The organism is Streptomyces sp. NPDC059785 (genome assembly GCF_042732375.1).
Lineage (GTDB): Bacteria > Actinomycetota > Actinomycetes > Streptomycetales > Streptomycetaceae > Streptomyces.
Genome location: NZ_JBHWHV010000023.1, coordinates 117,803 through 130,024 on the forward strand (window position 1 = coordinate 117,803; position 12,222 = coordinate 130,024).

Genomic DNA, 12,222 nt, shown 5'->3' on the forward strand with positions numbered 1-12,222 from the left:
GGGCGTGTCCGCAGGGGCGTGTCCGCAGGGGCGTGTCCGCAGGGGCGTGTCCGCAGGGGCGTGTCCGCAGGGGCGTGTCCGCAGGGGCGTGTCCGCTGCGCCCCTGCTTCACAGCGGGCGCAGCGCCGGCTCCTTCTGTACGGCTCCCAGCAGACGGTCCAACGCCATCTCCACGTCTTCCTTCCAGGAGAGCGTCGTCCGCAGTTCCAGCCTCAGCCGTGGGTGCGTGGGGTGGGGCCGCACCGTCTTGAAGCCGACCGCCAGCAGATGATCGGCGGGAAGCACACAGGCCGGCTCACTCCACCGGGCATCCCCGAACGCCTCTATGGCCTTGAAGCCTCGGCGCAACAGATCCTTGGCGACCGTCTGCACCATCACGCGGCCCAGCCCCTGTCCCTGATAGCCGGGCAGGAGGAAGGCGGTCATCAGCTGGACGGCGTCCGGCGACACCGGGCTGGTGGGGAATGCCGTGGAGCGGGGCACGTACGCCGGAGGCGCGTACATCACGAAACCCACCGGGACGTCGTCCACGTACACGACTCGGCCGCAGGAGCCCCAGTCGAGCAGGACGGCGGAGATCCAGCCTTCCTTCTCCAGGGCGGGCGTACCGGCTTTTACCGCGGCCTCTCCGCTGACGGGGTCCAGTTCCCAGAAGACGCACGAGCGACAGCGCGAGGGGAGGTCTTGAAGGTTGTCCAACGTGAGCGGTACGAGCCGACGCCCCATGAAGGCAGTTCCTCGCTTCCTTCGCCCGCAGCACAGCGGGCGGCTGTCAGAGCGCTTCGCTCCCTGAGCAGGCTGCCGACGAATCCGCCGACCGCCCCCAGGCCCAGGCCCGCGGTCACGAGTCCGGAACGGCTTACGGCTCGCATGACCTCCGCCTCCCCGATGAAGGTGCCGTCAGGTGGATGCGTCATATCCAGGCGCATCGTATCCACGATGCGATTCCATCGATACCGCCTGAAAGCAAAGAGCGGGCCGTGTCCGGTACACACCGGACACGGCCCGCTCCTGGCCGCCGAAGGGTCCGAGACCCCTCTGCGCAGGTGACTCAGGCGTCGGTTTCCCCGGTGTCTCCGGTGTCCTCGGAGTCGTCGTCCAGCAGGCTCTTCTGGAGAACCGGCCCCTCGCCCGGGGCGAGCGTGCCGAGGATCCGCTCGAGGTCGTCCATCGACGCGAACTCGACGGTGATCTTGCCCTTCTTCTGCCCCAGGTCGACCTTGACCCGCGTTTCGAAGCGGTCCGAGAGCCGGGTCGCGAGGTCGGTCAGCGCGGGAGACACCCGGGCGCCGGCCCGCGGTCCCTTGGCTCGCGGCGCGGACTGCGGCCGTGAGCCCATGAGGGTGACGATCTCCTCGACGGCCCGCACCGACAGCCCCTCGGCCACGATGCGGTGCGCCAGGCGGTCCTGCTCCTCTGAGTCGTCGACGGAGAGCAGCGCGCGGGCGTGCCCTGCGGACAGCACACCGGCGGCCACCCGCCGCTGCACCGCGGGCGAGAGCTTCAGCAGACGCAGGGTGTTGGAGACCTGCGGCCGGGACCGGCCGATGCGGTCGGCCAACTGGTCGTGCGTGCAGTTGAAGTCCTTGAGGAGCTGGTCGTAGGCGAAAGCCTCTTCCAGCGGGTTCAGCTGGGCACGGTGCAGGTTCTCCAGCAGGGCGTCCAGGAGGAGCTTCTCGTCCTCCGTCGCGCGCACGATCGCGGGGATGGCGTCGAGCCCGGCTTCCCGGCAGGCACGCCAGCGCCGCTCACCCATGATGAGCTCGTAGCGCCCCGGACCGAGCTGACGCACGACGACCGGCTGGAGAAGCCCGACCTCCTTGATGGAGGTGACGAGTTCGGCCAGAGCGTCCTCGTCGAAGACCTCTCGGGGCTGCCGCGGGTTGGGAGTGATGGAGTCGAGCGGCAGCTCGGCGAAGTGGGCATCAATGGGGGCGGGAGGTGTCTCCACGGTCACGGACGACACCGGCTCCTCTGTTTCATGTGAAACAGGCGGAAGCGTGGCCACCTTCGCCGCGGCCACTCCGCGCTCGGCTGTGAGCACGGGCACGGACGCCGGTGGGATGGTTCCCCCGCCCGTGGCCGGTCCGGCCGTCTTCTCCCCTGTCGGGGCAGCGGGGATCAGTGCGCCGAGTCCACGGCCCAGCCCCCTCCGTCGATCGCTCACTGGATCCCCTCCACCATGCTCTGGTCGTTCTGTGCGCCCAAGTGGGCATGCTGCGCGTCATAGGCCACGCCGACGCCGCGCAACGCGATTTCCCGTGCCGCCTCCAGATAGGAGAGGGCACCACTCGATCCTGGATCGTAGGTCAGAACCGTCTGCCCGTAGCTCGGAGCCTCCGAGATACGGACCGACCGCGGAATGCTCGTCCGCAGCACCTCGTCACCGAAGTGGTTGCGCACCTCGTCCGCGACCTGGGACGCCAGGCGGGTCCGGCCGTCGTACATGGTGAGCAGGATGGTGGACACGTGCAGGTTCGGGTTCAGGTGTCCACGGACCAGGTCGACGTTACGCAGCAGCTGCCCCAGACCCTCCAGCGCGTAGTACTCGCACTGGATCGGGATGAGGACCTCCGCGCCGGCCACCAAGGCGTTCACGGTGAGCAGTCCGAGCGAGGGCGGGCAGTCGATGAGGATGTAGTCGAGCGGCTGCTCGTACGCCTGGATCGCTCGCTCCAGCCGGCTCTCTCGTGCCACCAGCGATACGAGTTCGATCTCCGCACCGGCGAGATCAATCGTGGCAGGGGCACAGAAGAGACCCTCGACGTCAGGTACCGGCTGCACCACTTCGGAAAGCGGTTTGCTGTCGATCAGTACGTCGTAGATCGATGGGACTTCGGCGTGATGGTCGATGCCCAGCGCGGTGGAGGCGTTGCCCTGTGGGTCGAGGTCGATCACCAGAACACGGCCACCGTGCAGAGCGAGCGACGCGGCCAGGTTGACCGTGGTCGTGGTCTTACCCACCCCGCCCTTCTGATTGGCGACGACGATGACTCGCGTCTGCTCGGGCCGGGGAAGGCCCTCGCCGGCACGGCCCAGCGCTTCTACCGCCAGTTGGGCAGCACGACCGATGGGAGTGTCGTCCATCGGGGGCGGTGTTTCACGTGAAACATCCTCCCCCATCGACTCGGTACGGGGACCGGGGACCGGATCGGTCATCGGTCCCGCGATGTTGGCGTCGGACCGCAAGGATTCACTCTCCTCGACTTCAGGCTCGCAATGAACAGAGCCTCCCATGTCTTCGGGGTCATGAACCAGCGAGGCCCGTTCTTCTGTGGAGAAATCCACCTCTGTGGACAACTCCGCACCCTCTCCGAGTGAACCGAGAGGCTTGCGGTCGCGGGGTTCGGCCGCGGCGCGGCCACGACTGATGATGCCGTGCAACAGTGAGCGACGTTTCACGTGAAACACGATGCATAGCCCCCGCGCCCGTTATCGCGCGACACTCCGGGTTGCGTAGGTTTGGCAGCTTGTGTGGAGTACGGCTGGTCGTCAGGACGGATCAGCCGGAGTCACGAAAAACTCCCGGCTCCGCCGTGCGGAACCGGGAGTTCGAAGGACTGCCGGAAGCTTCAGCGGCGACGCCGCGTACGCCCCGTCCGGGCGGCCTTGGCGCGCTTCGCGGCGAACCGCACACCGCCCGGGCTCTCCCCGACCTCCACCCGCACCACCGTGGACAGCGGGTCCACGACGCCCTCGCCGACGTGCAGGATCGAGGTCTCCACCGCACCGAGCTTGCTCAGCGCGGTGGCGGCGCTCTTCAGCTCCTCCTCGGCGGTGTCCCCCTTGAGCGCCAGCATCTCGCCGTACGGCCGCAGCAGCGGGATGCCCCAGGTGGCCAGGCGGTCCAGCGGCGCCACGGCGCGAGCAGTGACCACATGGACCGGCGGCAGCTTCCCCATGACCTCCTCGGCGCGGCCGCGCACGACGGTGACATGGTCGAGTCCGAGCAGCTCAACGACCTCGGTGAGGAAGTTCGTCCGGCGCAGCAGCGGCTCGAGCAGCGTGATCTTGAGGTCCTCGCGGACCAGGGCGAGCGGGATACCGGGCAGTCCGGCGCCGGACCCGACGTCGCACACAGTCACGCCCTCGGGGACGACCTCCGAGAGCACCGCACAGTTCAGCAGGTGCCGCTCCCAGAGCCGGGGCACTTCACGAGGGCCGATCAGGCCGCGCTGCACTCCCGCCTCGGCCAGCAGCTCGGCGTACCGGACCGCGTCCGCGAAGCGATCACCGAATACCTCGCGCGCCTGCTCGGGCGCAGGGGGGAGCTCCGCTGCCTCCGTCACGGGGACCGTCCTTCCGTACCGCATAAGCGCACTGGGCGCTGACTTCCAGGACCAACAGGGTCACAGCTGCTGGGAGCACAACTGTCGGGAACTATCAGGCTGACAAAATTCGGCCCCGTCTGCGCAACAGACGGGGCCGAAGGCACGTACATACCGATCAGGCGGGAAGCACGACGACGAAGCGCTGCGGCTCCTCGCCCTCGGACTCGCTGCGCAGGCCCGCGGCCTTGACCGCGTCGTGCACCACCTTGCGCTCGAAGGGCGTCATCGGCTTCAGCTTCACCGGCTCACCGGAGCTCTTGACCTCGGCCGCGGCCTTGGCGCCGAGCTCGGAGAGCTCCTCGCGCTTCTTGGCGCGGTAGCCCCCGATGTCCAGCATCAGGCGGCTGCGGTCGCCGGTCTCCCGGTGCACGGCCAGGCGCGTGAGCTCCTGAAGGGCTTCCAGCACTTCGCCGTCCCGGCCGACCAGCTTCTGCAGGTCGCGGCTGCCGGCGTCACTGATGATCGAGACAGCGGCCCGGTCGGCCTCGACATCCATGTCGATGTCGCCGTCGAGGTCGGCGATGTCGAGCAGACCCTCGAGGTAGTCCGCCGCGATCTCGCCCTCCTGCTCCAGGCGGGTCAGGGTGTCGCCCTCGGCGGCGGCGGAGGTGGTGCCTTCCGTCACGGGATGGACTCCTTCTTACTTCTTGGACGGGGACTTGGGCCGCTGGGGGCCCTTGCGTCCGGACTGGGCCTTGCTGCGGGTACCGGTGCCGGGCTTGGGCCCACCGCCGGCCGGCTTGGCCGTACCGGGCTTGGCGTCCTGCGGCTCGTCGGACTTGGCCAGAGAGGTCTTCAGCTCGGCCTCTCCGGCCGCCTTGGCGGTGCCGCCGGACTGGCGCTGGGACTTCGACTGGCGCTTCGGCTGCTGGCGCTTGGGTGCGCCCGTGGTGGTCGGCGTACCGTCCTCGGACTCCACGGTGGCGACGCTCTCGCTCTTGCCCACGACGCCGTCGGACTGCGCGGCGAGACCCGCCTTGGTCAGCCCGTTGATGAACTTGCGCTCGTACTCGTTGCGGTCGCGGCCCTTGGCGACGATGGCCTTGACGACGGCCTTCTCACGGCGGCTGCGCGTCTTGCCGTGGGTCGTGACGTGCTTGTGCAGCCGCTCCAGGAACGCGGCCTGGGCCTTGCTGCCCGGAGTCGGGTTGTTACGGATGACATACATCTGCTGGCCCATGGTCCACACGTTGGTGGTCAGCCAGTAGACGAGGACACCGACCGGGAAGTTGATACCGAAGACGGCGAACATCACCGGGAAGACGTACATCAGCATCTTCTGCTGCTGCATGAAGGGCGTCTTGACGGTGGTGTCGACGTTCTTCGTCATCAGCTGGCGCTGCGTGTAGAACTGCGAGAAGCACATCAGCACGATCATGACCGCGGTCACGACCCGGACGTCCGTCAGCGAGGCGCCCAGCGCCTCGACCTTGGACGAGCTGTCCATGAACTTCGCCGCGAGCGGGGCACCGAAGATGTGCGCCTGGCGGGCGCTGGCCAGCAGCTGGTCGTCGATGACGCCGATCGTCTTGCCGGTCGCGATGCCGTTGAGCACGTGGTACAGGGCGAAGAAGAACGGCGACTGCGCCAGGATGGGAAGACACGAGGAGAGCGGGTTGGTGCCCGTCTCCTTGTAGAGCTTCATCATCTCTTCGGACTGGCGCTGCTTGTCGTTCTTGTAGCGCTCCTGGATCTTCTTCATCTCGGGTTGCAGCGTCTGCATCGCCCGGGTCGACTTGATCTGCTTCACGAAGAGCGGAATGAGGCAGATACGGATCAGGATCACCAGGGACACGATGGACAGGCCCCAGGCCCATCCCGTGTTCGGGCCGAAGATCTTCCCGTACACGGAGTGGAACTGGACGATGACCCAGGAAACGGGTGTCGTGATGAAGCTGAAAAGACTGGCAATCGTGTCCACTAATCAGGCTCCTTGAGCATGGGACGGGGTCTCGTCGGCCGGGCTCGAGAGGTGGTCGGACTTACCAGACCCCTCGGTGGCCGGTTCGGCGGCGGAGTTCCCGCCCTTGCGTGCACGCCAGGCGTTACGCAGTAGTTCGTGCCATCGCGGGCGCTTGCGCGGCGGGACGTGGTCCACACCGCCCAGCGACCAGGGATTGCACCGGAGGATGCGCCAGGCGGTCAGTGCCGTTCCCTTGACCGCACCGTGCCGGTCGATGGCCTGGTAGCCGTAGTGGGAGCACGACGGGTAGTACTTGCACACCGGCCCGAGCAACGGGCTGATGGTCCACTGATAGAGCTTGATGAGAGCCAGCAGTGGGTACTTCATCGCGCGCCACCTCCCAGCAGCCGCTGGAGAGCGGCATCCAGGTCTCGGGCCAGTTGTGCGTGGTCGGCGTCGCCCGCACCGGGCAGCGCTCGTACGACTACCAGGCTACCGGGGGGCAACAGAGCCACTCGGTCACGCATCAGATGGCGAAGTCTGCGCTTCACCTTGTTCCGGACGACCGCGGCGCCCACTGCCTTGCTCACGACGAAACCCGCACGCGTCGGGGGAGCGCTCTCCCCAGGCGCGTGCGGGTCCGTTGCACCGCTGCGTAGATGGACGACGAGAAGCGGGCGTCCGGCCCGGCGTCCTCGGCGTACCGCGGTCGCGAAATCCTCGCGCCGCCTCAGCCGATGCTCGGTAGGCAGCACGTCATGACCTGATTACGTGATCAGGCGGACAGGCTGGCGCGACCCTTGCCACGACGGTTCGCGAGGATCGCGCGGCCGGCACGGGTGCGCATCCGCAGGCGGAAGCCGTGGGTCTTGGCGCGACGACGGTTGTTCGGCTGGAAGGTGCGCTTGCTCACTCGGGGGCTCCAGAAAGAATCGGTGGTGGCGGGGTGCCGTCCTGGCTGTCACCGTGCGCCCACGAGGTAGCTCGCATTACGCCCGAGTGCACCGCTTCCCGATCACTTCAAGCGATCTGTGCCCATCGGAGGCAGGCGGCAGCAGCCATCGACAACTCGACCTGGTTACGGTACGCGCGGCTACGCCATCCGGTCAAACCAGCACCCGCCGGGGGACACTGTCCACAGGCTGGGGACAACAACTTGAACCGCACCGGTCGCCCTGACTACCGTGACTGGACTCCGATTCGTTCCCTTCTTCTCGCCCCAGCTGTTTCGTTCCCCCCGCCTCGTCCGACTGACATCCCGACCCGTTCCCAGAACCACACGTTCGTGGGACCCGTGAGAGAGCGTGCCCTGTGGCTGACGTACCTGCCGATCTTGCCGCAGTGTGGCCACGAGTACTGGAACAGCTCCTCGGCGAGGGCCGCGGGCAGGGTGTCGAGGCGAAGGACGAGCACTGGATCAAGCGCTGCCAGCCCTTGGCACTGGTCGCGGACACGGCACTGCTCGCGGTCCCGAACGAGTTCGCGAAGGGCGTACTCGAAGGGCGCCTGGCGCCGATCGTCAGCGAGTCGCTGAGCCGCGAGTGCGGGCGCCCGATCCGCATCGCGATCACCGTCGACGACTCCGCCGGCGAGCCCCCGCCGCCCGTCTCCTCCCGCTACGAGGAGCCCGAGCTCCCGTCGGCCCCGGCCCAAGGCCGCGACGCACGCGACGGCCGTGATGGGCGTGACGCATACGACACCCGGGACGACCGGAGCCCGTACGACAGCCAGCCCCGGGACGACCGGAGCCCGTACGACAGCCAGGGCCGCGACGGACGCGACGGCTACGACAGCCAGGTCCGCGACGGTTACGACGGCCCGGGCCGTGACGAGCGCAAGCCTTACGACTCTCAGGGGCGCGACGAGCGGAACCCCTACGACAGCCAGGGGCGCGACGGGTACGAGCGCTACGGCCGCCACCGTGCGGACGACCACCGGTCCGGCCGGCCCGAGCAGGGACCCGGCGGCCATGGTGACCAGCTTCCGTCCGCCCGCCCCGACCAGCTGCCGACCGCCCGTCCCGCATATCCGGACTACCAGCGACCCGAGCCCGGCGCCTGGCCGCGGCCGTCGCAGGACGACTACGGCTGGCAGCAGCAGCGGCTCGGCTTCCCCGAGCGCGACCCTTACGCGTCGCCGTCCCAGGACTACCGTCCGCAGTCGATGGAGCGCTCCCCTTACGAGCCGCAGCGCCCGGACTACGACCAGGGGCGCGGCGACTACGAGCAGGGGCGGGGGGACTACGAGCAGCAGCGGTCCGACTACGGCCAGCACGACTCCCGGCGCGATCTTCCGGAGCCGCCGTCCACACCGGGCAGTGGCCATGTGCACCGCGGTGGACCGGTCGGTTCCGCGCTGCCCGCGGCCAGCGGCGCCCCCGGCCCGCTCGCCGCACAGCCCGCGCCGGCGACGGGCCCCGGCGAGCCCACCGCACGCCTGAACCCCAAGTACCTCTTCGACACCTTCGTCATCGGTGCCTCGAACCGCTTCGCGCACGCCGCCGCGGTCGCCGTCGCCGAGGCGCCGGCCAAGGCGTACAACCCGCTCTTCATCTACGGGGAGTCCGGGCTCGGCAAGACGCACCTGCTGCACGCGATCGGGCACTACGCGCGCAGCCTCTACCCGGGTACGCGCGTGCGGTACGTGAGCTCGGAGGAATTCACCAACGAGTTCATCAACTCGATCCGGGACGGCAAGGGCGACAGCTTCCGCAAGCGGTACCGGGAGATGGACATCCTGCTGGTCGACGACATCCAGTTCCTGGCGGACAAGGAGTCGACGCAGGAGGAGTTCTTCCACACCTTCAACACGCTCCACAACGCCAACAAGCAGATCGTGCTGTCCTCGGACCGGCCCCCCAAGCAGCTGGTGACGCTGGAGGACCGGCTGCGGAACCGTTTCGAGTGGGGTCTGATCACGGACGTCCAGCCGCCCGAGCTGGAGACCCGGATCGCGATTCTGCGCAAGAAGGCGGTGCAGGAGCAGCTCAACGCCCCGCCGGAGGTACTGGAGTTCATCGCCTCCCGGATCTCGCGGAACATCCGTGAGCTGGAGGGCGCGCTGATCCGGGTGACGGCGTTCGCGTCGCTCAACCGGCAGCCGGTGGACCTCGGCCTGACCGAGATCGTCCTCAAGGACCTCATCCCCGGCGGCGAGGACTCCGCCCCGGAGATCACCGCGACGGCCATCATGGCGGCCACCGCCGACTACTTCGGGCTCACGGTGGACGATCTGTGCGGCTCCTCACGCAGCCGCGTGCTGGTGACCGCGCGCCAGATCGCCATGTACCTCTGCCGCGAGCTGACCGATCTGTCGCTGCCGAAGATCGGCGCGCAGTTCGGCGGCCGCGACCACACGACCGTCATGCACGCCGACCGCAAGATCCGCGCGCTGATGGCCGAGCGCCGCTCGATCTACAACCAGGTCACCGAGCTCACCAACCGCATCAAGAACGGCTGACGGCCACGTACCGCTGACCGCTGACTGCTGACTGCTGACCGCTGACCGCTGACCGCTGACCGCTCAAGAATCACTGCGGCAAGCCGCGTTACGCCTCCGAACGGCGCCCCTGGGGACCCATCCTCCGGGGCGCCGTTCGCGTTCCGTGCCGCCCGCGCGACTGTTCCGTGCCGCCCGCGCGACTGTTCCGTGCCGCCCGCGCGACTGTTCCGAGCTGTCCCGCCGCAGCCGGACCGTCATCCACTGTTCGATTAAGAACGGGGTTACGGCCGCTCTCCACAGATTTGGGGACTTTCTCGCGTCCACACCCTGGGGACCGGGGAGTTGTCCAGTTCGTGTCCACAGGGGGCGCTGCCGAAAGTCCATCAGGCCAGGTCAGGTGGTTGTGGATTGGTGGACGAGCGCTCTGCACAGGCTGTGGACGAAGAGAAGATCCACAGGCTGTGCACGAAGTTGTCCACCGTCAACCCACAGGGCTGAGCCGGTTGTCCCCAGCGATCCCCAGCTTCTCCACATGCCTGTCCACTGTTCGGCAACGCAACGCGCCCGCTCACCGCGTCGAGTGAAAGGCATCACACCAAGGTGCCGGGTTGGCCTGTGGGGAACGTGGGTAAACCTGGGGACGGCACTGGGGAGAAGTGCCCCGAGGCTGTGCATCGAGTGTGCAGAACTTTTCCCCGTCCACAGTCGACCCCGGTTGTCCACCGCCGCCGCCCACAGGGTCCGTGGACAAAATCTGCCGCCTGAGCTGCGAAAACGTGGTTATCCACGGTATCCACAGCCCCTACTACTACTCCCAACTAGAGATAGCTGGGAATCCGTTTCGAAGACGGGGCTGTGCACAACTCGCTGTCCGGAGCTCCGGTGCCGCCCGGCACGACTTGACCGAGGGGGGCACCGACTGTCAGTGCGGTGCGTCAGACTGTTCCCCGGTGTCCTTCCCCTCACAGGGATCCCGGACACCGAGAGACACGACGGCCAGCAGGGCGAGAGCGCCGGCAACAGACGGAGGCGGCAACGGTGAAGATCCGGGTGGAACGCGACGTACTCGCGGAGGCAGTGGCCTGGGCGGCACGCAGCCTCCCGGCCCGTCCGCCGGCGCCTGTCCTCGCCGGCCTCCTGCTGAAGGCCGAGGACGGCTCCCTGAGCCTGTCCAGCTTCGACTACGAGGTCTCGGCGCGGGTCTCGGTGGACGCGGAGACCGATGAGGAGGGCACGGTCCTGGTGTCCGGCCGGCTCCTCGCCGACATCTGCCGAGCCCTGCCCAACCGCCCGGTGGAGATCTCCACAGACGGTGTACGGGCGACCGTGGTCTGCGGCTCCTCCCGCTTCACCCTCCACACCCTGCCTGTGGAGGAGTATCCGGCGCTGCCGCAGATGCCCTCCGCCACCGGCACGGTCCCCGGCGAGGTCTTCGCCTCGGCCGCCGCCCAGGTCGCCATCGCGGCCGGCCGTGACGACACCCTGCCGGTGCTCACGGGTGTCCGCATCGAAATCGAGGGCGACACGGTCACCCTGGCCTCCACCGACCGCTACCGCTTCGCGGTCCGCGAGTTCCTGTGGAAGCCGGAAAACCCGGAGGCGTCCGCGGTCGCCCTGGTGCCCGCCAAGACGCTCCTGGACACCGCCAAGGCGCTCACGAGCGGGGACAGCGTGATCCTGGCGCTGTCCGGCTCGGGCGCGGGCGAGGGCCTGATCGGCTTCGAGGGCGCGGGACGGCGTACGACCACCCGGCTGCTCGAGGGCGACCTCCCGAAGTACCGCACGCTCTTCCCGACCGAGTTCAACTCCGTCGCCGTGATCGAGACCGCCCCCTTCGTGGAGGCCGTCAAGCGCGTGGCTCTGGTCGCCGAGCGGAACACCCCGGTGCGGCTCAGCTTCGAGCAGGGCGTGCTGATCCTGGAGGCCGGCTCCAGCGACGACGCACAGGCTGTGGAAAGAGTCGACGCCCAGCTCGAGGGCGACGACATCTCGATCGCCTTCAACCCGACGTTCCTGCTCGACGGCCTCAGCGCCATCGACTCGCCCGTCGCGCAGCTCTCCTTCACGACGTCCACCAAGCCGGCGCTGCTCAGCGGCAGGCCCGCGGTGGACGCCGAGGCGGACGAGGCGTACAAGTACCTGATCATGCCGGTGCGGCTCAGCGGCTGACGCGTCCGAGGGAAGACCGCAGGTGGGCATACGCCTGAGCGGCTATGCCCACAGGTGTGCGTGAGCGTCCGGGTTTAGGGTCGGACGTGGGTACGCAGGTGCCCTCATGCCACGTCGCAACCCCTAAGGAACACTGATGGAGCTCGGTCTCGTCGGCCTCGGCAAGATGGGCGGCAACATGCGCGAGCGGATCCGCCGCGCAGGCCACACCGTCATCGGATACGACCGCAACCCGGACGTCGCCGATGTCCACAGCCTGGAAGAGCTTGTGAGCAAGCTCAAGGGCCCGCGTGTGGTGTGGGTGATGGTCCCGGCCGGTGCGGCGACCCAGTCCACGATCGATGAGCTGGCCGAGCTCCTTCAGCCGGGTGACGTGGT

12 protein-coding genes are annotated in these 12,222 nt (G+C 68.2%); 3 read left to right on the plus strand and 9 right to left on the minus strand.

Features of this window, described 5'->3' with window-relative positions; translation table 11 throughout:
• Positions 1-108: 108 nt before the first annotated feature.
• From ACFV6E_RS19340 to rpmH, 9 genes are all read right to left on the minus strand, one after another.
• On the minus strand, positions 109-726 hold the full coding sequence (locus tag ACFV6E_RS19340; RefSeq protein ID WP_385176134.1) for a GNAT family N-acetyltransferase: 618 nt from the start codon (positions 724-726) through the stop codon (positions 109-111).
• A 325-nt stretch (positions 727-1,051) separates the two neighbouring features.
• Entirely contained in the window at positions 1,052-2,167 is a 1,116-nt protein-coding gene (locus ACFV6E_RS19345) for a ParB/RepB/Spo0J family partition protein (RefSeq protein ID WP_385462983.1), read from the minus strand.
• Complete coding sequence (locus ACFV6E_RS19350) at positions 2,164-3,237, minus strand: ParA family protein (protein WP_385176485.1); 1,074 nt, start codon at positions 3,235-3,237, stop codon at positions 2,164-2,166. The genes ACFV6E_RS19345 and ACFV6E_RS19350 overlap by 4 nt, the downstream gene beginning before the upstream one ends.
• 335 nt (positions 3,238-3,572) lie before the next feature.
• The gene (gene rsmG, locus ACFV6E_RS19355) at positions 3,573-4,289 is read right to left on the minus strand and encodes a 16S rRNA (guanine(527)-N(7))-methyltransferase RsmG (protein ID WP_363162835.1); all 717 of its coding nucleotides are present in this window, start codon (positions 4,287-4,289) and stop codon (positions 3,573-3,575) included.
• Between the two features lie 157 nt (positions 4,290-4,446).
• Positions 4,447-4,956: a protein jag gene (locus tag ACFV6E_RS19360; RefSeq protein WP_385176466.1), complete on the minus strand. Its 510-nt coding sequence runs from the start codon at positions 4,954-4,956 to the stop codon at positions 4,447-4,449.
• Between the two features lie 15 nt (positions 4,957-4,971).
• Positions 4,972-6,252 carry a membrane protein insertase YidC gene (gene yidC / locus ACFV6E_RS19365; RefSeq protein WP_385462986.1) on the minus strand — a complete coding sequence of 427 codons (1,281 nt, stop codon included), beginning with the start codon at positions 6,250-6,252 and terminating at the stop codon, positions 4,972-4,974.
• A gap of 3 nt (positions 6,253-6,255) precedes the next feature.
• Positions 6,256-6,621: a membrane protein insertion efficiency factor YidD gene (gene yidD, locus ACFV6E_RS19370; RefSeq protein WP_385176472.1), complete on the minus strand. Its 366-nt coding sequence runs from the start codon at positions 6,619-6,621 to the stop codon at positions 6,256-6,258.
• Complete coding sequence (rnpA, locus tag ACFV6E_RS19375) at positions 6,618-6,989, minus strand: ribonuclease P protein component (RefSeq protein WP_385176474.1); 372 nt, start codon at positions 6,987-6,989, stop codon at positions 6,618-6,620. The genes yidD and rnpA overlap by 4 nt, the downstream gene beginning before the upstream one ends.
• Positions 6,990-7,009: 20 nt before the next feature.
• Positions 7,010-7,147 carry a 50S ribosomal protein L34 gene (gene rpmH, locus ACFV6E_RS19380; protein WP_006381191.1) on the minus strand — a complete coding sequence of 46 codons (138 nt, stop codon included), beginning with the start codon at positions 7,145-7,147 and terminating at the stop codon, positions 7,010-7,012.
• 398 nt (positions 7,148-7,545) lie between these two features.
• On the opposite strand from rpmH, the gene dnaA reads away from it, so the two are divergent.
• The 3 genes from dnaA to ACFV6E_RS19395 form a co-directional block, all read left to right on the plus strand.
• Entirely contained in the window at positions 7,546-9,693 is a 2,148-nt protein-coding gene (gene dnaA, locus ACFV6E_RS19385) for a chromosomal replication initiator protein DnaA (RefSeq protein ID WP_385462989.1), read from the plus strand.
• A 1,020-nt stretch (positions 9,694-10,713) separates the two neighbouring features.
• Positions 10,714-11,844: a DNA polymerase III subunit beta gene (gene dnaN / locus ACFV6E_RS19390; protein WP_385176480.1), complete on the plus strand. Its 1,131-nt coding sequence runs from the start codon at positions 10,714-10,716 to the stop codon at positions 11,842-11,844.
• Positions 11,845-11,980: 136 nt separating this feature from the next.
• Positions 11,981-12,222 (plus strand): NAD(P)-binding domain-containing protein (locus tag ACFV6E_RS19395; protein WP_385462992.1); only part of this gene is annotated, 242 nt, incomplete at its 3' end.